Source organism: Actinotalea subterranea, from assembly GCF_008364845.1.
Classification (GTDB): Bacteria; Actinomycetota; Actinomycetes; order Actinomycetales; family Cellulomonadaceae; genus Actinotalea; species Actinotalea subterranea.
The window spans coordinates 1-19,747 of sequence record NZ_VTTP01000010.1; the positions used below are offsets into that span (position 1 = coordinate 1).

Here is a 19,747-nt window from a genome sequence, read left to right on the forward strand (position 1 = left end):
GGGCGGCGGGGGCTGCGGCGGGGGGCGCCGCGCCGCCCCTGGCCCGGAGCGGCGCGCCCGGGCCGCGCCCCCCCCCCCCCCCCGCGGCGGCCCCCCCCGCCCCCCCCCCCCCGCCCCCCCCCCCGCGGGGGCGCCCCCCCCTCGTCATGCCCGCGCACGTCACGCGTGACGGCACCGCTCCCGACGGAGACGCCACCCCCGACGTGGACGTCACTCCCGCCCGGACCTCACTGAGGCGACGGGCGGTCCGCGCGACGGATCCGCGCCGCACCGACCATGCCGGCCACGGTGCAGACGACCGCGAGCCCGCGGACCGCCCACGCCAGCGCGTCGCCGAATCGCGTCGCCGGAGTCAGCTCCGAGCGCAGCGGCAGCGACGCGACCATCTGCTCCGCGGTGAACAGGTCGGTCTCCTGCGTGAGCGCGCCGCTCGGTGTGATGACACCGCTCACGCCCACCGTCGAGATCTGCACCGTCGCGCGGCCGTGCTCGATGGCCCGCAGCCGGGACATCGCGAGCTGCTGCGTGCCCTCGTCGGTCTCGCCGAACGTCGCGTTGTTCGTCTGGACCACGAGGACCTCTCCCCCGGCCGCGACGGCGTCCCGCACCAGGTCGTCGTACGCGACCTCGAAGCAGATCACGTCGCCGATCCCGACCGTGCGCCCGAGTCGCTCCGAGTCGAGCTCCACGAGGCCCACCTCCGTGCCGGGCAGCATGTCCGTGCGCACGCGGTCCACGTCCTCGGAGAAGATCCGTGCGACCTCCCGCATCGGGATGTACTCCGCGAAGGGCGCCGGGTGCTGCTTCGCGTAGGAGTCGACGGGTCCGGCGTCAGGCTCCCAGAGCAGGGAGATGTTGAGCCGGCCGCCGCCGGCCGGGTACTCGAGCGTCCCGACGAGGATGGGGGCGTCGACGGCCTGCGCGACCGACGAGACAGCCGCACCGGCCTCCGCGTCCATGCGCGGGTCGATGTCCGACCCGTTCTCCGGCCAGAGCACGACGTCGAGCTCACCCGGCTCGACCTGGTCGAGCAGCGCCGTCGTCCCGAGCACGTGGTTGGCCAGGACCTCACGCTCCTGGTCGAAGGAGTCGAGCCCCCTGTTCGGCACGTTGCCCTGGACCGCGCCGACCTTGAGCGTGCCCTCCTGCGGGGCCGTGTCCAGCGGCAGGAGGATGCCGGAGCCCAGCAGGGCCGCGCCGAGCAGCACGTGCGCGCTGGCCGTGCCCACGTCGACCCGGCGCACGGCGAGCAGGGCGAGGGCCAGGAGCACACCGAGCACGACGACCAGGCCCGAGACGAGCGGCGCACCGCCCGCCCACGCCCATCGCCCCAGTGGGGAGTCGGCCTGCGAGAACGCGAGGCGCCCCCACGGGAACCCGCCGAACGGTGCGATCGACCGCGCCTCCTCCATGCCCACCCACAGGAGCGCGAAGACGGGGACCTGCAACCGGGCCTTCGTCCAGATCACCGCACCGCGCCTGGCCCACGCCCAGGCGGCACCGAAGAGGCCGACGAACCCCGCCTCGGCGAGAGAGAGCGCGACCCACGGGACCGGGCCCACCGCCTCGTACGCCCAGAGGATGTGCGGCAGGAAGAACGCGAGGCCGAACAGGAGGCCGACGAGGGCGTTCCACCGTGCGCTGTCACGGCCCAGCGCCACGAACAGCAGGGCCACACCCACGAAGGTGAGCGGCCACAGGCCCCACCCGGGGAAGCCCGCATCGGTGACGAGGCCCGCGACGACGGCAAGGACAAGGGTCGCCCGACGACCGGGAGCTGCGAACGGCACACCACACCCTAAGCCGCCGCGATCGGTGCGCCGGCCCGGGAGCGGCTGTGCTGCCGTGGCCGGGCCGGTCACCGACCGACTGGCCCGCGCGTCCTTCGGACCGGACGACGTCGTCCCGTGAGGGGCATCGTCCGTTGTCTACTGAACGCGCGGGCCCAGCCGGTGTCCTCCGCCTCTGGGGTGGGCCCGCGCGCTGGTGAGCGCGGGCAGGCCCTGACGACCACGGGGAGGAACACCCGAAACCTATCGGCTCCACCGGGTGAGTCAAGGTGGCGTCGTCGCAGGTCAGCACCGTCGCCGCAGGTCAGCCACGGGGAGGCCGAATGGGTGAGTTGGCGCATCAGCGGCGTGTCGCCCCGGCGTGTCGCCCGACGGCCTCAGGACGGGCCGAGGGCGTCGTGCAGCACCACGCCGTCCCGCAGCGTACGCAGGCACGCGGGGGCCGGTGCGCCCTCCCCGAGCTCCGGGAGCAGGGGCGTGCCGGCCCTGGGGTCGGTGCTCCAGGCGGCGACGCGGCTGTCGGGCGCCTGGACGGCGAGCGGTCCGGCCGCCCAGATCGCGAGCGTGGCGGGCGCACCCAGCCGGATCTCACCGGCACCCGTGTGCATGAGCCGTCCGGCCCGCCACCCGCCGCGCGTGTGCGCCCTGAACGCCGCCCGGGCCGAGATCCTCTGCGTGGGGTCGTGGTGGCGCATCGCGGCGAGCACCGCCGCCCACGGGTCGAACGGTGTCACCGGGGAGTCCGACCCGAAGGCCAGCGGCACCCCCGCGGCCGCGAGGTCGGCGAACGGGTTGAGGGCGGCGGCCCGCCCGGCACCGAGGCGACGCTCGTACATCTGGCCGGGGCCGCCCCACAGGGCGTCGAACCGCGGCTGAGCGCTCACGGTGAGGCCGTGCAGCACGAGCTCGGCGAGGGTCCGGGTGTCCACCATCTCCGCGTGCTCGAGGCGGTGGCCCGCGGTGCGCAACGCCGGGACACCTTCGACGTCCGACGCCGCACGGATGCCCAGCAGCACCTCGTCCATCGCCCGGTCCCCGATCACGTGGAACGCCGCCTGGGCGCCCGCACGCGTCACCGAGGCCACGTGGTTGGCGACCTCCTCGGCCGTGAGGAGCAGGCGTCCGGTCGGGTGCTCGGCCACGAGCCTCGGGCCCGTCGCGAGGTCGGCGTACGGGGCCCGCAGCGCCGCCGTCCGCGAGCCGAGGGACCCGTCGACCACCAGGTCTCCGCCGAGGCCTGTGAGGCCCGGGACCGCCTCGAGCACGGCGCGCGCGTCGTCGGCCGTCTCGCACAGCTCGGCGCGGTAGCCGACGACGAGCGGGAGACCGCTCGCCGCGTCACGCGTCAGCTCCAGCAGCGCCGCCAGCCCGTCACGCGAGTCGAGCGACGGCGTGGAGTGCTCATGGACGCTCGCGATCCCGTGCCGCGCGGCCGCCGTCAGGGCGTCGCGGTACAGCTCCTCGCGCGCACCCGGTGACATCGTGCGGGCGGCGGCCTGGGCCCGGTGGTGGGCATCGCCCGTGACGAGGCCGTCATCGGACCACCCGTCCGCACCGACGCACCCGGCGACCTGCGCGAACGAGCTCGAGACGACGGCGGAGTGCACGTCGCGGCGTGCCAGGTACACCGGGGCCCCGTCCGTGGCGCGGTCCACCTCGCTGCGTGTCGGAGGGCGTCCCTCGGGCCACCGGGTCTCGTCCCACCCGTGGCCGAGCAGCGGCGCGTCGAGGCCCTGCGCCCGGGCCGCCCGAGCGGCGGCGGCCACCGCGTCGAGCACGTCCGCCAGGCCCCGGATCCCGGCGGCGGGCGAGAGGTCGAGCCCGCGCAGCGCCAGCCCGGTCTCGAGCAGGTGGACGTGCGCGTCGACGAAGGCGGGCGTCACGAGGGCGCCGTCGAGGTCGACCACCTCGTCGGCACCGTCGAGCACGGTGTGGACCGTGCTCTCGCTCCCGAGCCATGCGACGACGCCGTCCGCCACGAGGACCGCCTCGGCGAACGGTTCCGCCTGGGAGTGGATCACGCCGTTGCGGTAGAGGGTGGAGCGCACGCGCTGAACGTAGCGCAGCGTCAGACCGAGCTGTAGGCCACGACGCCCCGGCGCAGCTGGTCGACGGCCCGACGCGCCGTCGTGCGGGTGGACGCCGTCGGTGCCGCCTGGCTGAGCTGGTCGAGCAGGTCGATGACCTGCTTGCACCACCGGACGAAGTCCCCGGCCGCGAGGTCCGTGCCCGTCAGCACGGTGGCGAGGCTGCGCCCGCTCGCCCAGCGGTGGACGGCCTCGACGAGCCCCAGGTCGAGCGGCCGGGTCGCGGAGAGCCCGTGGGCGACCTCGAGGTCCTCGAGCCGCGACCAGAGGCGCACCGTCTCGTCGAGCGCGGTCGCGAGGCGCCCGTGGGGGCCGCCGGGGACGGGTGGCGCGCCCTCCCGCTCCTCACGGCGGGCCTCGAAGACGACGGCGGACACGGCTGCGGCCAGGCTCGGTGCGTCGAGGCCGTCCCACACGTGGGTGCGCAGGCACTCGGCGACGAGCAGGTCGCTCTCGGCGTAGAGCCTGCGCAGGAACTGGCCCGCCGGGGTGACGGTCGTGCGCCCCGGGCCGGCGGGCGCCGGCACCGTCGGGCCGGCCTCCCGCGTCGCGTCCGCACCGCCCGGGTCGCCGAGGTCGGCGGTGCGCTCGAGGTAGCCCGTCTGCTCGAGGACGTCGCAGATCTTGTCGAACACGCGCGCGATCGAGCTCGTGCGGCCCTCGATCCGCCGGACGAGCGCGTCGTGCTCCTTCTTCAGCCGGTGGTAGCGCTCTGCCCAGCGTGCGTGGTCCTCGCGCTCGGAGCAGCCGTGGCAGGGGTGGCTGCGGATGCGGCGGCGCAGGCCGTTGATCGTCGCGTCGTCGGCCGCGGGTGCCCGGTCGGTGGCGCCGCGACCGGGGCGGCCCGCGGGGACGTCCCGGGGCGGCTCGGCCAGGGCGGTACGCATCGCGGACGCGAGGTCCCGCTTCGCGGCGGCGTTGCGCGGCGTGAAGTGCTTCGGGACGCGGATGCGGGTCACGGTGCGGACACCGGCGGGGAGCTCGCTCGCCGACAGGGTGCGGACCTGGCGCTCCGCCGTGAGCACGGTGGGCCGGGGCCCGCCGAGGCCCGCGTCGGCGCCGGGGTCGAGGACGACGGCGTACCCGGCGCGCCGTCCGGTCGGGATCTGCACGACGTCGCCGACGCGCAGCGCCTGCAGGCTCTCGAGCGCCTCGTTGCGACGGGCCCTCGCCGCCTCACGCGAGAGGTCCTGCTCGCGGTCGGACAGGCGACGCCGCAGCGTCGAGTACTCCGCGAAGTCCCCGAGGTGGCAACGCATCGCCGCGGCGTAGCCGTCCAGGGCCTCCGCGTGCGCCTGGGCCTGGCGGGCCAGACCCACGACCGCGCGGTCCGCCTGGAACTGCGCGAAGCTCGTCTCGAGGACCTCGCGCGCCCGCTCGCGGCCCACCTGCGCCACGAGGTTCACGGCCATGTTGTAGGTGGGGCGGAAGCTCGAGCGCAGCGGGTACGTGCGCCGTGACGCGAGCCCCGCGAGACCCACAGGGTCGAGCGCGCCGTGGTCGACGACGACGGCGTGGCCCTCCACGTCGATCCCCCGGCGCCCGGCGCGGCCCGTGAGCTGCGTGTACTCCCCCGGCGTGATGTCGACGTGGGCGCTGCCGTCCCACTTCGTGAGCTTGTCGAGCACGACGGACCGCGCGGGCATGTTGATGCCGAGCGCGAGGGTCTCCGTCGCGAACACGACCTTGACGAGACCCCGCGAGAACAGGTCCTCGACGGTCTCCTTGAAGAGCGGCAGCAGCCCGGCGTGGTGGGCTGCGATGCCCCGCTCGAGCGCCTGGCTCCACTCCCAGAACCCCAGCACCGCGAGGTCCTGCGGCGGGATCGACGCGCAGCGTTCCTCCACGGTCTGTCGGATCTGCGCCTCCTGCTCGGCCGTCGTCAGGCGCAGGCCCGCGCGCAGGCACTGCTGCACGGCCGCGTCGCACCCGGCGCGCGAGAAGATGAAGAAGATCGCGGGGAGCAGCGCGTCGGAGTCCAGCACGTCCACGACAGCGAAGCGAGGCAGAGGCTTGCGGCCCGGCCCGCCCGCGACCCGCCCGGCCGCCGCTCGCCCGCCGCGCCCCCGGTACCCGCGGTCCCCTGCGCCGCGCCCGCGCCACGGCCCGTCGACACGGTCGGCGCGCCGCAGCGCGAGCGCGAGGTCGGGGTTGATGGGCGGGTCCACGCCGGGCGCCGTCGGGTCGACGTGCCCCGCGTACAGGTCGAAGAGCCCGTCACCCGTCATCACGTGCTGCCACAGCGGGACCGGCCGCACCTCGCTCACGACGACCGCCGTGTCACCCCGGACCATGGTCAGCCAGTCGCCGAACTCCTCGGCGTTCGAGACGGTGGCGGACAGCGAGACCAGCTGGACGTCGTCGGGCAGGTGGATGATCACCTCTTCCCAGACCGGGCCCCGGAAGCGGTCCGCGAGGTAGTGCACCTCGTCCATGACGACGTACCCCAGGCCGTCGAGCGTCCTGGAGCCGGAGTAGAGCATGTTGCGCAGAACCTCCGTCGTCATGACGACGACGGGGGCCTCACCGTTGATCGTGGTGTCACCGGTGAGCAGGCCGACGGACTCGACCCCGTGCCGCCGCACGAGGTCGCCGTACTTCTGGTTGCTCAGGGCCTTGATCGGCGTGGTGTAGAACGCCTTGCGGCCCTGCGCCAGGGCCAGGTGCACGGCGAACTCGCCGACGACGGTCTTGCCCGCGCCCGTCGGCGCGGCCACGAGCACGCCGCGTCCGCCCTCGAGGGCCGTGCACGCCTCGACCTGGAACGGGTCGAGCTCGAACTCGAAGCTGCGCGAGAAGCTCGCGAGCTCCGTGCGGAGCTCGGCCGCCCGGCGACGGGACGCTGCGTATCGTTCGGCCGGGGTGGACATGGCCTCAGCCTAGGCACCGCCCGGGCACCCCACCCGCGGTGCGGGGTCCCGGCGCGCCGGTCCTGGCCGGCGGTGGACCGAGCGGCGTCAGCCGCGTCGACCCGTGGTCAGGCGAGCACCCGCAGCGCTCCTGGACGGACCTCCGCGCGCAGCGGCAGCGGACCCGTGCGCTCCCCGTCGGCGAACGCCACCGGCGGGTGGGGACCCAGCGGGCTCGCCTCGATGAGCACCGAGCGGGTTCGGAGCACCTGGCACGCGGGATGCCGGACGTGCGCACCCGAGAACACGCGCGGGAAGATCGCCAGCAGCCCCGCGCGCGTCAGGCCGCTGGCGACGACCACGTCGAGGAGGCCGTCGTCCATCCGCGCGTCGGGCGCGATGCGCATCCCGCCGCCGAACGACGGGCCGTTCGCGACGGCCACGAGGGTGCCCGTCGACTCCCACGTCTCGTCGTCGAGCGTGATCCGGTACCCGTAGGGGCGGAACCGACGGATCTCGTCGAGGAGCGCGACCACGTACCGAGCGGTGCCCTGGGGGCGGCGCAGCTCGTTCGCACGCGCGTTGACGGCCGCGTCGAAGCCGGCGGACAGCACGCCGACGAACCACTCGTGGGCGCTGTAGTCGGGCGCTCCGGTCAGCACGGCGTCGATGCGCCGGGGGCCACCGTCCATGCCGTCCTCGATGCGCCGCAGGGCGGCGTCGACGTCGTGCAGCGGCAGCCCCAGGGCGCGCGCGACGTCGTTGCCCGAGCCCGCCGCCACGATCCCGAGCGGGAGGTCCGTCTCGGCGACGACGTTCGCCCCCAGGTGCGTCATGCCGTCCCCGCCGACGACGATCAACGCGTCGAGCCCGTCGACGACGGCCTGCCGTGCGTGCTGCGTCGCGGCCGTGAGGTCGGCGGCCGTCAGGTCCAGCACGTCGTGCCCGCGCCTGCCCAGCGCCGCGATCACGTGCTCACCGCGCGCCGAGCCCCGCCCGGAGCCGGCCGTGGGGTTGACGACGACGCCGAGCCGCAGACCCCGCGCGGACGTCATGCCGGCTCGGCCGCCGCCGAACGGTCGGCGGGGTCCGACGCCGCGCCCGTGTCCTCGTCGAGGAGCGCGCGGCGGTCCGCACGCCGGTCGTGCAGCGCGCACACCCCGACGGCCCCGAAGTACAGGGCGACCATCGGCAGTGCGAGGGCGAACAGCGAGATGGCGTCCGCGGTGGGGGTCGCGATGGCCGCGAAGACGAACGTGAGGAGCACCGCCCAGCGCCAGCCGCCCAACCAGGTCGAGCCGCGCACGAGACCGGCGAGGTTCAGCCCGACCATGACCACCGGGAGGAGGAACGCGAGGCCGAACGCCAGGACCATGCGCATGATGAAGCCCAGGTACACCTGGGCGTCGATCATGTTGACCGCGTCCTGAGGCGTGAAGCCCGCGAGGAGCCCCACAGCCATCGGCAGGACCATCCACGCGACGCCGGCCCCGGCGAGGAACAGGGGCACGCCCGCCGCGAGGAAGCCGATCGTGGTCCACCGCTCACGACGCGTGAGCCCCGGTGTGACGAACGCCCACAGCTGGTAGATCCACCACGGAGAGCTGAGGATCACGCCCGCGAACAGCGCGACCTTGATCTGCATGTCCAGGGGTGTGGCGACGCCACCGAAGTTCAGCGCGATGACCTCGGTGCGGCGGCTCGCGAGCTCCACCACCGGACGCTGGAGGGCCGCGAAGATCTGCGGATAGAAGGCCCAGCCGACGACCGCGCCGGCGAGCAGCCCTAGCGTGGCGAGGAGCACCCGGTTGCGCAGCTCGCGGATGTGCGCGCGCAGGGGCATGCGCCCGTCCGGGCTCCGGTGCCCGACCGTGCCTCGGCGCGCACCCCGGCCCGGGCGGCCCGCCTCAGGGGCGCGGCCGGCCACCGTCGTCGTCGGCCGTGGGTGCCGTGGCCTGCGGGGCTGCCTCGCCGGGCACCGTCGGGCCCTCGGCGGGCAGGGAGTCGTCGCCGGACGTGCGTGGCGGGTCGCCACGGATGTCCTTGACCTCGGACTTGAAGATCTTCATGGACCGGCCGACGCTCCGGGCCAGGTCCGGCAGGCGCCGCGCACCGAACAGGAGGAGCACGATCAGCAGGAGGATGATCCACTCCCAGCCCTGCAGGTTCCTCAGCATCGCGTTCCTCCCGGGTTCAGGTCGCACCATGCTAGCCCGGGCCGCGACGTGCCCCGCGCGCGCGGGGCCTGGCGGACCGCAGGGTGCGGGGGTCAGTGGGACAGCGCCCGCCAGCGGGCGTAGGTGGCCTCGTGCCGTGCCGCGCGCCGTGCGGCACGGGCAGCCTTGGCCTGCCGCGCCACCGCGACACGGGCGCGCGCGGGCTCGGCGTCGTCGAGGTGCACCGGCTGCACGGGGTGGCGTGCCGTGGCGGCCTCGGCCAGCGCATCGGCCCGGTCCGCGAGGTCCCCGAACACCTGCGCCGCGTGGTCGAGCTCGACGAGGAGGGCCTTGCCCGCGCGGTACAGGCGCCGGAGCAGGAAGAACGCACCGACGAGCGTCCCGACGACCAGGACGAGCCACACGGAGAACCAGAGCACCGCGCCAGCCTAGTCGCGACCGTCGGGCAGGCCACCGCCCGCGACGGAGGAGGACGCCCCGGGCTCGTACGCCGCGAGGGCCCGGCGCGCCGCGGCGGCGGCGTCCTCCGCGACCTCGGGCGGCTCGACGTCGCGCACACGCGGGGCCAGGCGCAGCAGCAGGTGCCGCAGCCACGCCGACGACGCCACGCGGAGCGACACGCGGAAGCCGCCGTCGGGCAGCTCCTCGATCTCGTCGACCGGGAGCTGCTCGGCGACCCAGCGGGCCGTGCCGTCGAGCTCGATCCGGACGCGCTCGTGCGCGTCCGCGGGCTGGAACGTCGGCCGCACGGGGCCGGGCGGGTGCTCGAGACCCGCGCCGAGCACCTCGGCCGAGAGCACGCGGTCGAGGCGGAAGAGCCGCTCACCGCGTGCGCTGTGGCACCACGCCTGGAGGTAGGAGTGCTCGTCACCGGTCACGAGCTGCCAGGGGTCGACCTCGCGCACGCTCGTCTCGTCCGCGGCGTTGACGTAGCGCAGGCGCAGGCGGCGCCCCTCCCCGACCGCTGCCGCGACGGCAACGAGCACCTCGGGAGCGGCGTCGACCGAGAGCTGCACGTCGACCGCAGCGGCCGCCTCACCCGTCGCGGCGGTCAGCGCCTCGAGGGTGCTGGCCATGACGTCACGCTGCTGCGGGTCGAGGGCGGGGCCGACGGCCTCCTGCAGCGCACGGAGCGCCGCGATGAGCGCGACGGCCTCACGCGTGCCCAGGCGCAGGGCGTGGCCCATGCCACGGGACTGCGTCAGGCGGATGACCCCCGTCTCGAGAGACCCCGCGTCGAAGTCGATCAGGTCGTCCGGCCAGTACCCCGGCGTCCCCGACATCCAGAGCGTGTCGACGTCCCGCAGCACCTGCTCGGGCGTGACGCCGAAGTGTGCCGCGAGCTGCTCGACCTGCACGCCGGGGTTGCGGTCCAGGAAGGCCACCATGCCGAGGAGCCGCACGAGCCGCTCGGGGGTCCGCTCAGCCACGGTCACCCCCCGAGAGCCGCTCGCCCATCTCCACGGCCGCGCGCAGGCGCCGGACCACGCTCTCGCGCAGCTCCGGCGGGTCGAGGACCACCACCGCGTCCGTGTACCCGACGACCTCCGCCGCCAGGTCCCCGGCGCGCACGTAGGGCACCGCGAGCAGGTCCATGCCCGCGGGCGCCGTCATGGCGGCCGGTGCCTCCTGCGCCACGGCCCGCGACCGCAGGGCCCCCGCACGGTCGGGTGCCACGGCGAGCCACGCGGTGCGCTGCTCCTGCTGCTGGGCGTCGTCGAGCACGTGCGCGGGGTCCACGCCGTCGGGCACCGTGAACGCCCCCGGGGCGCCCGTGGTGCGCACGGCGCCCTCGATCCGGGACAGGCGGAACACGCGCGCGTCGGCGCGGTCGCGGTCGTGCCCGACCAGGTACCACCCGCCCCTGCTCGCGATGACCCGCCACGGCTCGACGTGCCGCTCACGGACCTCGCCCGTGCTCGCCGTCCGGTAGGTGAAGGTCACGGCCTGCCGGTCGTGGGTCGCGTCCAGCAGCGGCGCGAGGGCCGGGCCCGCGGGGTGCAGCCGCGGCGAGAGGCCCGCGACGGCGTCGGTCTCCGAGGGCGTCGAGCCGACGACCCGGAGCTTGGTCAGGGCGCGTGCCGCATCCGTGCGCAGGGTCTGGCCCTGCCAGAACTCGGCCGCCAGCGCGAGGACACCGAGCTGCGCGGCGCTGAGCTCCATCGGCGGCAGACGGTAGGCGTCCGGGTCGACGCGGTACCCCTGGTCATCGCCGTGCGCGGCGCTCGAGACCGTCAGCACCGGGACGCCCAGCTCCCGGAGCACCTCCTTGTCGCGCTCGAACATGCGCTCGAAGGCCTCGGCGGTGCCGGCACGCTCGTAGCCCGCGACGGAGGTGCGGATCTGCTCCTTCGTCATGCGCCCCTGGGTGTTGACCAGGGCGATGACGAGGTTGAGCAGCCGCTCGGCGGGAGGCAGGGAGTCGGACATCACCGCACACGCTAGTGCCGGTAGCGTGATCGGGTGATCACCTGGCGCAGCGGAACCGTGGTGTCGCTCGGGCCGGCGTGGTCCGGCGCCGCCGAGCTGATCGTCCGTACCGAGGACGGGCCGGAGGCGGGCACCGACGTGCGGGCGCTCGCCCACCCGGGTCTCGTCGGCTCCCCCGCCGTCGGCGACCGTGTCCTGGTCAACGTCTCCGCGCAGGCGCGGGGGCTCGGCACAGGCGGGTACGCACTCGTCGTCGCGCTCCCGGACGCGCTTCCGCCCGACCCCGCACCCGGGCCCGGGCACCTCGTCAAGGCGCGCTACACGCCGCTCCAGACCATGGTGCTGGGCGTCGACGAGCAGGAGTCGCCGCACCACGCGCTGCTCCGTGACGCCGACGACCTCGACGGCACGCCGGTGGTCGTGGCGGACCTCCACTCGGCGCTGCCGGCCGTCGTCGCGGGCGCCCGCGCCGCCGCAGCCGCGGCCGGCCGGCCCGCGCCGCGCGTCACCTACGTCATGACCGACGGCGGCGCGTTGCCGGCCTGGTTCTCCCGGACCGTCGCCGGTCTGCGTGAGGCGGGCTGGCTCGACGCCTGCGTGACCGTGGGGCAGGCGTTCGGCGGTGACCTCGAGGCGGTGACCGTGCACACGGGCCTGCTCTCCGCCCGGCTCGTGTGCGCTGCCGACCTCGTCGTCGTGACGCAGGGTCCGGGCAACCTCGGGACGGGGACCCGGTGGGGCTTCTCCGGCGTCGCCGCGGGCGAGGCGGTCAACGCCGCGGGCGTCCTGGGCGGCCGACCCGTCGCGGCCCTGCGCGTCTCGGGCGCCGACCCCCGCGAACGCCATCTCGGCGTGTCCCACCACTCGATGACCGCCTACGGGCGCGTGGCCCTGACCACCGCGGACGTGGTCGTCCCCGTCGCGCACGGGGACGACGCGTCGGCCGGCGACCGCGCCGCCCTGCTCGACCGCGTGCACGCGCAGGCCCGCGAGGTCTGCGCACCCGCGGGCAGGCACCGGCTCGTCGAGGTCCCGACGGGCGCCGCGATGCTCGACGCCCTGCGCGCCTGCCCCGTACGGCTGTCCACGATGGGACGAGGCCTCGACGCCGACCCCGAGGCGTTCCTCGCCTCGGCTGCGGCTGGTGCGCACGCCGCGGACCTCCTCGCACCCGCCTGACCGGTCGGCCGGCGCTTCGTGACCCGGCAGGCGCACCGCGGGGCCGGTCAGTCGTCGCGGGGCGTCAGCGAGTGCCGCGCGACGAGGGTCGCCATCCGGCGGGCCTCCGCCCTGGCGCGGGCGCCGTCGGCCGCCTGGACCGCCATCACGGCGAGCGTGTCGCCGTCGGCGAGGTCGAGCTGCACCCAGGGGCGACCGTGGCCGAAGCGCACGGACACGACCTCCGGCCACGCGACGCGCCGGGTCACCACGAGGTTGCGGACGGTGAGCCCCTGCGCGTCCGGGTCCGCCCGCACGTTGGCCTGCCGCACCAGGAACCACGCGACGAGCACACCGAACCCGACGATGCCGGCACGGTCGAGGACCGACTGGCGTCCCGGCGCGACCTCCGGCAGGAGCCACGCGATGGCGACCATCATCGCGAGGACCGCGACCGCGAGGACCCCTGAGACGACACGGGCCGCGCGCGGGCGGAACGGCCGGTAGAGGTCAGGCCGTCGAGCGTCCGGCCGCCGCTCCGGCGTGCCGCTGGACGAGTCGCTCGGGGAGGCCACCGTGGGGCTCGCTCAGAGTCGGCACGCGTGGATCGAGGTGACGAGGATGGCGCGCGCCCCGACGTCGTACAGCGCGTCCATGACCCGGTTGGTCTCGTCCCGGCGCACCATCGCCCGCACGGCCGCCCACTCCCGGTTGTGCAGCGGCGACACCGTCGGCGACTCGAGCCCCGGTGTGATCGCGACCGCCTGGTCCACGAGCGCGAGCGGCACGTCGTAGTCCATCAGGACGTACTGCCGCGCCGTCAGGACACCCTGGAGGCGCCGGGTGAGCACGTCGAGCCCCGCGGGCTCCGCGCCGTCCGTGCGGCGCACGAGGACCGCCTGCGACTTCAGGATCGGCTCGCCGAAGATCTCGAGACCCGCGGCGCGCAACGTCGTGCCGGTCTCCACGACGTCCGCGATGACGTCCGCGACGCCGAGGCGGATCGCGGTCTCCACCGCCCCGTCGAGCCGGACGACCCCCGAGGCCGTGACACCGTGCGAGCGCAGGTACTCGCCGACGAGCACCGGGTAGGACGTCGCGACGCGGCGGCCGTCGACCTCGGAGACGTCACGCAGGCCCTGCGTCGCGGGCGCCGCGAACCGGAACGTGGAGCGGCCGAAGCCCAGCTCGAGGTGCTCGGTCGCCGACGACGCCGAGTCGAGCAGGAGGTCACGGCCGGTGATGCCGACGTCGACCGTTCCTGCTCCGACGTACACCGCGATGTCGCGGGGGCGCAGGAAGAAGAACTCGACGTCGTTGTCCGGGTCCGGCAGGACGAGCTCGCGCGAGTCCCGGCGCTGGCGGTACCCGGCCTCGCGCAGCATCTCGGCGGCGGGCTCCGACAGGGAGCCCTTGTTGGGGACGGCGATCCGCAGCACGGTGTCCTCGCGATTCGTGGGAAGGGGCTCGGGTCGGCTCCGGGCGGAGGCCGGTCCCTCGGCCGGTCGGGATGGGGCTGGGCGGGCGGTGCGGGTCGTGCCTGGCCGGACGGGCGGGCGCCTGGTGGTCGTCGGCCCGGCGGGGCCGGGCGGGCCCCAGGGGCCTACAGGTGCGTGTAGACGTCCTCGAGCGTGAGGCCCTTCGCGAGCATGAGGACCTGCAGGTGGTAGAGCAGCTGGGAGATCTCCTCGGCCGTCCGCTCGTCGCCCTCGTGCTCGGCGGCCATCCAGACCTCGGCGGCCTCCTCGACGATCTTCTTGCCGATGGCATGGACGCCGGCGTCCAGCTCCGCGACCGTGCCTGAGCCGGCGGGGCGGGTCCTGGCCTTCTCGGCCAGCTCGTCGAACAGCGCGTCGAACGTCTTCACGTCGGTAGAGCCTAGACGCACGACGACGACGCGGCTCCCGTGTCCGCCGTCAGGCGGTCCCCGTGCCCGCACCGACGGCTGCCGCGGCAGTGATCTGCTGCGCCTCCTGCGTGCGTTGCGCGCGGAGCCACACGGTGAAGCCGTAGAGCACGACCCCGCCGTAGACGAGGTACAGCACGGCCGAGGGGTAGTAGCCCGCACGCAGCAGGAGGGGCACCCCGACGACGTCGACGGCGATCCAGATGAGCCAGAACTCGGTCCAGCCGCGCGCCATCCCGTACGTGGCGAGCAGGCTCCCCGTGAAGATCCAGGCGTCGGCCCACGGCCCCCACGAGCCGAGCGCCCGGAACACGAGCCCGAAGGTCACGGTCCCGACGACCGCGACCACCAGGATCTGGGTCCAGCCGGCTCGACCCGCCCAGCGCGGGACCACCGCCGGCGCGTCGGGCCCGGCGAGCCGCAGCGTGCGCCGCCACCGGACCCAGCCGAAGGCGGCGACCACGACGAAGAACACCTGCCGGCCCGCCTGCCCGTACAGGTCGCGGTCCTGCGGCGTGTCGAAGACGCCGCCGAGGAACACCGTGAGCAGCAGGACGTTCCCGACGATGCCGACGGGCCACGCCCAGACCTTGCGACGCATGCCGCCGACCGCGGACGCGAGGCCGAACAGGTTGCCCACGACCTCGCGCCACAGGATGGGGTGCCCCGCGAGCACGAGCTGGGCGTCGAAGAGCCAGTCGAGCATCGTCGTCAGATCCCGCGGAGGGCCAGGACCGTCGCGACCGCAGCCTGAGCGGCCTCCGCGCCCTTGTCCTCGCGCGAGCCCGGCAGGCCCGCGCGGTCGAGCGCCTGCGCCTCGTCGTCGCAGGTGAGCACCCCGAACCCGATCGGCACCCCCGTGCGCACGGTCACCTGGGTCAGGCCCTGCGTCGCGGCCGAGCACACGTAGTCGAAGTGGGGCGTGCCGCCACGGATCACGACCCCGAGCGCGACGATCGCGTCGACGCTCGTGCGGGCGAGCCGTGCCGCGGCCACGGGGAGCTCGAACGAGCCCGGCACCCGCAGCAAGCGCACGTCGTGCACCCGCATCTCCTCGAGCGCGCGGACGGCACCCGCGATCAGGCCGTCCATGACGACGTCGTGCCAGCTCGCGGCGACGACCGTCACCGCGAGGCCCGAGCCGTCCAGCTCGAGCGTGGGTGCACCGGCTCCGCTCATCGGGGGTCCTCCGTCATGTCGTGGGTCAGCAGGTGGCCCATCGCCACCGCCTTGGTGTGCAGGTACGCCGCGTTCTCGACCGTCCGCCCGACCTCGATCGGCACCATCGCCTCGACCTCGATCCCGTGGGCCGTCAGGCCGTTGACCTTGGCGGGGTTGTTGGTGAGCAGCCGCAGCCGCGTGAGCCCGAGGTCCGCGAGGATCGCGGCCGCCGCGCCGTACTCGCGACGGTCAGCGGGCAGGCCGAGGTCGAGGTTCGCCTCGACGGTGTCCCGGCCCGCGTCCTGCAGCGCGTACGCGTCGATCTTCGCGAGCAGGCCGATCCCCCGACCTTCGTGGCCCCGCAGGTACACGACCGCGCCGCCCTCTGCGGCCACGCGTGCCATCGCGGTCTCGAGCTGGGGCCCGCAGTCGCAGCGGATCGAGGCGAACGCGTCACCGGTCAGGCACTCGCTGTGGACCCGCACGAGCGGGGCCGCCGGCTGGGGCGCGCCCGCCGGCGGCACCTGCGGCGGCTCCGCGGGGACCAGCGCGACGTGCGCCGCACCCGTCGTGAGGTCGCGGTAGCCGTGCACCGTGAAGGCCCCGTGCCGCGTCGGCAGCCGGGCGGAGCCCGTCGGGTGCACGCGAGGGGCGGTCGGCGCGTCGGACGTCCCCGGGAGGTCGTCGTGCTCGCGTCGCCACGCTGCGAGGTCCTCGATGGTGAGCGTCACGAGGCCGGTGTCACGGGCCAGGTCGAGGACGGCGTCGAGCCGCATCATCGAGCCGTCGTCGTGGACCAGCTCCGCGATGCCCGCCACGGGCTCGAGGCCCGCGAGCCGGCACAGGTCGACGGCCGCCTCGGTGTGGCCCGCGCGGTGCAGCACGCCACCGGGGACCGCGCGCAGCGGGAGCACGTGGCCGGGACGGATGACGCTCGCGGGTCCCGCGGACGGGTCGGCGAGGACCCGGAGGGTCCGGGTGCGGTCCGCGGCCGAGATGCCGGTGGTGACGCCGTCGGCCGCGTCCACCGTCACGGTGTACGCGGTGCGCCGCGGGTCCTGGCTCGTCGGGACCATGAGCGGGAGCTGCAGGGCGTCGGCACGGGCCGCGGGCATCGGCGCGCACAGGTAACCGGACGAGTGCCGGATCGTCCAGCCCACCCACTCCGCCGTCGCCGACTGCGCGGCCAGGATGACGTCGGCCTCGTTCTCCCTGTCGGGCGAGTCCGCGACGAGGACGGGCCGGCCCGCGCGCAGGGCGTCGAGGGCCTCCTCGACGGTTCCCAGGCCCGTGGGCACGTCGCGCGCTCCGGGTGCGGCGGCGCCGCCCGGCTCCCCCGCGGACGGGAGTCCCGCGACAGCGCTCATGCGTCCGCCCCCCGTGCGCCGAGCAGGCGCTCCACGTACTTGGCGATCACGTCGACCTCCAGGTTGACCGGGTCGCCGACCCGCAGGCGGCCGAGCGTGGTCGCCTCGAGGGTGGTGGGGATGAGGGAGACGCCGAACGTGTCGTCGCCGACGCGGGTCACCGTCAGCGAGACCCCGGAGACGGCGATCGACCCCTTCTCCGCGACGTAGCGCGCGAGGGTCGAGGGCAGGCGCACGACGAGGTCGTCCCACCGCGCCCCGGGCGTGCGGCTGACGAGCTCGCCGACCCCGTCCACGTGCCCCTGCACGAGGTGCCCGTCGAGACGCCCGTCCGCGCGCACGGCCCGCTCGAGGTTCACGGCGCTGCCGGCCACGAGGCGACCGAGCGCGCTGCGCTCGAGCGTCTCGGGCATCACGTCCACCGTGAACGTGCCGGCCGTCAGGTCGGTCACGGTCAGGCAGACGCCGTCGACCGCTATCGAGTCGCCCAGGCGCGTGCCGTCGACGACGACCCCCGCCCGGACGGTGAGCCGCGCGTCGGCGCCATGCCGCTCGAGCGCGGCGACGTCCCCGACCTCTTCGACGATCCCCGTGAACATCAGCTCTCCTCCATCGGTCCGGTACCCGTCGGGGGCACCGTCAGGTCGGTGGCGTCCGGACGCCCGTGCGGCTCGTCGGACGCGTCCGGGGTGCTCGCCGCGGGGCGCTGCGGGACGGCGACCAGCAGCACGTCCGGCCCGACGGTCTGCACCGAGACCGTGCGCAGGCGCAGCGCCTCGCCGATCGTGGTGACGCCCAGGTCGCCCACGGCTACCGGCCCGGCGCCGAGCAGCACGGGGGCGACGTAGGCGTGCACCTCGTCGACGAGGCCCGCGCCCAGGAACGCGGCGGCGAGCGTGGGCCCGCCCTCGACGAGGACGTGACGGACCTCGCGCGCGCCGAGGGCGGCCAGCACCTCACCGGCGTCGTGCGTGCGGGCCTGGACGAGCTCGCCGCCCGGGCCGCGGAGCCTCGCGGCCGCAGGGAGGTCACGCATGCCGACGACGACGCGCAGCGGCTGGTGCGCCGCCAGGTCCCCGCCGGTGGTCCGGGCGGTCAGCGCCGGGTCGTCCGCCAGCGCGGTCCCCGTCCCGACGACGATCGCGTCCACCTCCGCCCGACGCCGGTGCGCGTCGGCGCGCGCCTCGGCCGAGGTGATCCACCGGCTCGAGCCGTCGGCGGCGGCGACCCGGCCGTCGAGCGACGTGGCGACCTTGAGCGTGACGAACGGTCGGCCGGAGCGCAGCGCGTGCAGCCACGTGCGCAGGAGCGCCTCGCCCTCCAACCGCCTCACGCCGCCGACCACCTCGAGGCCCGCGGCGCGCAGCTGGGCCGCCCCGCCGGTCGCCACGGGGTTCGGGTCGTCCACCGCGTGCAGCACCCGGCCGACGCCCGCCTCGACTAGCACCCGCGTGCACGGACCTGTGCGGCCCGTGTGCGCGCAGGGCTCGAGCGAGACGACGGCCGTACTGCCCCTGAGGTCGACGCCGCTCGACCAGGCCGCGGCCACCGCGGCAGCCTCGGCGTGCGGCGTCCCGGCGCCCGCGTGGAAGCCCTCCCCCAGCCGCGTGCCGTCCGGGGCGAGGAGCACGCACCCGACGCGCGGGTTCGGCCCGTGCACGGGACCACGGAGAGCGAGCTCGAGCGCGCGGTCCATCGCCGAGAGCTCGTGGGACGTCGGGGGCGCGACGGCGCTGCTGCGCTGCGTGTCGACCACCGGCACCTCCCGAGCTCTCAGGCTCCGGGGTGCGCGGCGCGAGGCCGTCGACGCCGCGCGGGTGCGCACGACGGCTCACCCGCTCGACGCCACGTGCTTCCTCCCATCCGGACTTTCACCGTCGGTCCTGGAGTTCCACCAGGTCAACCGCACCTGTCGCGAGGACCCGCCCTCATGAGGACGGGCCACCGGACGTGGTGCGGGTCGCGGACTGTCACCGCCGGCTCGGACTTTCACCGACCCCGGAGCACGTACGTGTAGCGAGGCCAGTGTGCCACAGGGTGCCGGTGCCCCGAGGAGGACCGGACGCGCGTGCCACGGACCGACGCGATGCCGGTGGGAAGCGCAGGCCTGGCCGGCCGCGCAGGGGTCGCTCCGGCGCCCTGGCGCGCCCGGCTCAGTGCCGGTGGGACGCCCGGGCTAGCTCGCGCAACTCGGCGATGCGCGCCGCCGCGTCCTCGGATCCGTAGACCGCGGAGCCGGCGACGAAGACGTTCGCACCCGCGTCGGCCGCCCGCTCGACCGTCGCGGCGGAGATCCCGCCGTCGACCTGGACCCACACGTCCAGCCCCTGCTCGCTGATGGCCTGCCGCGTGCGGCGGATCTTGGGCAGCGTGCCCTCGAGGAAGGACTGACCGCCGAAGCCGGGCTCGACGGTCATGACGAGCACCATGTCGAACTCGCCGAGGAGGTCGAGGAACGGCTCGACGGGGGTCGCGGGGCGCAGCGCGAGACCCGCCCGTGCACCGAGGCGTCGCAGCTCCCGTGCGAGGCGGACGGGCGCCCGGGCGGCCTCCGCGTGGAAGGTCACCGACGCGGCACCGGCCTCCGCGAAGCCCGGGGCCCACTGATCGGGGTCCTCGATCATGAGGTGGGTGTCGATCGGCACCGGCGAGACCTGCACGATGCGCTCGACGACCGGCAGGCCGAGCGTCAGGTTCGGCACGAAGTGGTTGTCCATCACGTCGACGTGCGCGAAGTCGGCCGACGCGATGCGCGCCAGCTCGGCCTCCAGGTTGACGAAGTCGGCGGACAGGATGCTCGGGGCGATGGCGACGTCCATGTG

19 protein-coding genes and 1 riboswitch are annotated in these 19,747 nt (G+C 75.3%); of the genes, 1 reads left to right on the forward strand and 18 read right to left on the reverse strand.

Features of this window, described 5'->3' with window-relative positions; genetic code table 11:
• Positions 1-227 precede the first annotated feature (227 nt).
• The 9 genes from lnt to FZ988_RS14760 form a co-directional block, all read right to left on the reverse strand.
• Positions 228-1,790 (reverse strand): apolipoprotein N-acyltransferase, encoded by a 1,563-nt coding sequence (gene lnt, locus FZ988_RS14720; protein WP_149204798.1) that lies wholly within the window; start codon positions 1,788-1,790, stop codon positions 228-230.
• Positions 1,791-2,167: 377 nt separating this feature from the next.
• On the reverse strand, positions 2,168-3,838 hold the full coding sequence (locus tag FZ988_RS14725; RefSeq protein WP_149204799.1) for an amidohydrolase: 1,671 nt from the start codon (positions 3,836-3,838) through the stop codon (positions 2,168-2,170).
• Positions 3,839-3,858: 20 nt separating this feature from the next.
• The gene (locus FZ988_RS14730; RefSeq protein WP_149204800.1) at positions 3,859-6,747 is read right to left on the reverse strand and encodes a DEAD/DEAH box helicase; all 2,889 of its coding nucleotides are present in this window, start codon (positions 6,745-6,747) and stop codon (positions 3,859-3,861) included.
• Positions 6,748-6,854: 107 nt separating this feature from the next.
• Positions 6,855-7,781 (reverse strand): diacylglycerol/lipid kinase family protein, encoded by a 927-nt coding sequence (locus FZ988_RS14735; RefSeq protein WP_149204801.1) that lies wholly within the window; start codon positions 7,779-7,781, stop codon positions 6,855-6,857.
• Positions 7,778-8,569 (reverse strand): twin-arginine translocase subunit TatC, encoded by a 792-nt coding sequence (gene tatC, locus FZ988_RS14740; protein WP_149204802.1) that lies wholly within the window; start codon positions 8,567-8,569, stop codon positions 7,778-7,780. Before tatC ends, FZ988_RS14735 begins: the two co-directional genes overlap by 4 nt.
• A 64-nt stretch (positions 8,570-8,633) precedes the next feature.
• Complete coding sequence (tatA, locus tag FZ988_RS14745) at positions 8,634-8,903, reverse strand: Sec-independent protein translocase subunit TatA (protein ID WP_149204803.1); 270 nt, start codon at positions 8,901-8,903, stop codon at positions 8,634-8,636.
• 92 nt (positions 8,904-8,995) lie between these two features.
• Positions 8,996-9,322, reverse strand: coding sequence for a hypothetical protein (locus FZ988_RS14750; protein ID WP_149204804.1), 327 nt, complete (start codon positions 9,320-9,322; stop codon positions 8,996-8,998).
• Between the two features lie 9 nt (positions 9,323-9,331).
• Positions 9,332-10,333, reverse strand: a complete 1,002-nt coding sequence (locus FZ988_RS14755; protein ID WP_149204805.1) for a helix-turn-helix transcriptional regulator — start codon at positions 10,331-10,333, stop codon at positions 9,332-9,334.
• Positions 10,326-11,333 (reverse strand): helix-turn-helix transcriptional regulator, encoded by a 1,008-nt coding sequence (locus tag FZ988_RS14760; RefSeq protein WP_149204806.1) that lies wholly within the window; start codon positions 11,331-11,333, stop codon positions 10,326-10,328. Before FZ988_RS14760 ends, FZ988_RS14755 begins: the two co-directional genes overlap by 8 nt.
• 33 nt (positions 11,334-11,366) lie before the next feature.
• Between FZ988_RS14760 and FZ988_RS14765 the strand changes: the two genes are divergently transcribed.
• The gene (locus tag FZ988_RS14765; protein WP_149204807.1) at positions 11,367-12,512 is read left to right on the forward strand and encodes a DUF3866 family protein; all 1,146 of its coding nucleotides are present in this window, start codon (positions 11,367-11,369) and stop codon (positions 12,510-12,512) included.
• Between the two features lie 47 nt (positions 12,513-12,559).
• Here FZ988_RS14765 and FZ988_RS14770 read toward each other — a convergent pair whose 3' ends face one another.
• From FZ988_RS14770 to rpe, 9 genes are all read right to left on the reverse strand, one after another.
• On the reverse strand, positions 12,560-13,066 hold the full coding sequence (locus FZ988_RS14770) for a PH domain-containing protein (RefSeq protein ID WP_246169540.1): 507 nt from the start codon (positions 13,064-13,066) through the stop codon (positions 12,560-12,562).
• Positions 13,067-13,078: 12 nt separating this feature from the next.
• On the reverse strand, positions 13,079-13,930 hold the full coding sequence (gene hisG, locus FZ988_RS14775) for an ATP phosphoribosyltransferase (RefSeq protein ID WP_149204808.1): 852 nt from the start codon (positions 13,928-13,930) through the stop codon (positions 13,079-13,081).
• A 164-nt stretch (positions 13,931-14,094) separates the two neighbouring features.
• The gene (locus FZ988_RS14780; protein WP_149204809.1) at positions 14,095-14,358 is read right to left on the reverse strand and encodes a phosphoribosyl-ATP diphosphatase; all 264 of its coding nucleotides are present in this window, start codon (positions 14,356-14,358) and stop codon (positions 14,095-14,097) included.
• Positions 14,359-14,407: 49 nt separating this feature from the next.
• Entirely contained in the window at positions 14,408-15,103 is a 696-nt protein-coding gene (gene pnuC, locus FZ988_RS14785; protein ID WP_149204810.1) for a nicotinamide riboside transporter PnuC, read from the reverse strand.
• Positions 15,104-15,108: 5 nt separating this feature from the next.
• A complete protein-coding gene (ribH, locus tag FZ988_RS14790; RefSeq protein ID WP_149204811.1) occupies positions 15,109-15,576 on the reverse strand; it encodes a 6,7-dimethyl-8-ribityllumazine synthase in 468 nt (155 codons plus the stop codon).
• The gene (ribB, locus tag FZ988_RS14795) at positions 15,573-16,925 is read right to left on the reverse strand and encodes a 3,4-dihydroxy-2-butanone-4-phosphate synthase (protein ID WP_149204812.1); all 1,353 of its coding nucleotides are present in this window, start codon (positions 16,923-16,925) and stop codon (positions 15,573-15,575) included. Before ribB ends, ribH begins: the two co-directional genes overlap by 4 nt.
• Positions 16,922-17,524 carry a riboflavin synthase gene (locus FZ988_RS14800; RefSeq protein WP_149204813.1) on the reverse strand — a complete coding sequence of 201 codons (603 nt, stop codon included), beginning with the start codon at positions 17,522-17,524 and terminating at the stop codon, positions 16,922-16,924. The genes ribB and FZ988_RS14800 overlap by 4 nt, the downstream gene beginning before the upstream one ends.
• Entirely contained in the window at positions 17,524-18,621 is a 1,098-nt protein-coding gene (gene ribD, locus FZ988_RS14805) for a bifunctional diaminohydroxyphosphoribosylaminopyrimidine deaminase/5-amino-6-(5-phosphoribosylamino)uracil reductase RibD (RefSeq protein ID WP_149204907.1), read from the reverse strand. Before ribD ends, FZ988_RS14800 begins: the two co-directional genes overlap by 1 nt.
• A gap of 150 nt (positions 18,622-18,771) precedes the next feature.
• Positions 18,772-18,935: riboswitch (FMN riboswitch) on the reverse strand.
• Between the two features lie 143 nt (positions 18,936-19,078).
• The gene (gene rpe / locus FZ988_RS14810; protein WP_149204814.1) at positions 19,079-19,744 is read right to left on the reverse strand and encodes a ribulose-phosphate 3-epimerase; all 666 of its coding nucleotides are present in this window, start codon (positions 19,742-19,744) and stop codon (positions 19,079-19,081) included.
• Positions 19,745-19,747: the final 3 nt, after the last annotated feature.

Excerpts from the sequence above, each read along its gene's own strand:
- FZ988_RS14730 (WP_149204800.1), bottom strand. The coding sequence starts at position 6,747 with ATGTCCACCCCGGCCGAACGATACGCAGCGTCCCGTCGCCGGGCGGCC.
- FZ988_RS14735 (WP_149204801.1), bottom strand. The coding sequence starts at position 7,781 with ATGACGTCCGCGCGGGGTCTGCGGCTCGGCGTCGTCGTCAACCCCACG.
- tatC (WP_149204802.1), bottom strand. The coding sequence starts at position 8,569 with ATGCCCCTGCGCGCGCACATCCGCGAGCTGCGCAACCGGGTGCTCCTC.
- tatA (WP_149204803.1), bottom strand. The coding sequence starts at position 8,903 with ATGCTGAGGAACCTGCAGGGCTGGGAGTGGATCATCCTCCTGCTGATC.
- FZ988_RS14760 (WP_149204806.1), bottom strand. The coding sequence starts at position 11,333 with ATGTCCGACTCCCTGCCTCCCGCCGAGCGGCTGCTCAACCTCGTCATC.
- pnuC (WP_149204810.1), bottom strand. The coding sequence starts at position 15,103 with ATGCTCGACTGGCTCTTCGACGCCCAGCTCGTGCTCGCGGGGCACCCC.
- ribH (WP_149204811.1), bottom strand. The coding sequence starts at position 15,576 with ATGAGCGGAGCCGGTGCACCCACGCTCGAGCTGGACGGCTCGGGCCTC.
- ribB (WP_149204812.1), bottom strand. The coding sequence starts at position 16,925 with ATGAGCGCTGTCGCGGGACTCCCGTCCGCGGGGGAGCCGGGCGGCGCC.
- FZ988_RS14800 (WP_149204813.1), bottom strand. The coding sequence starts at position 17,524 with ATGTTCACGGGGATCGTCGAAGAGGTCGGGGACGTCGCCGCGCTCGAG.
- ribD (WP_149204907.1), bottom strand. The coding sequence starts at position 18,621 with ATGGACCGCGCGCTCGAGCTCGCTCTCCGTGGTCCCGTGCACGGGCCG.
- rpe (WP_149204814.1), bottom strand. The coding sequence starts at position 19,744 with ATGGACGTCGCCATCGCCCCGAGCATCCTGTCCGCCGACTTCGTCAAC.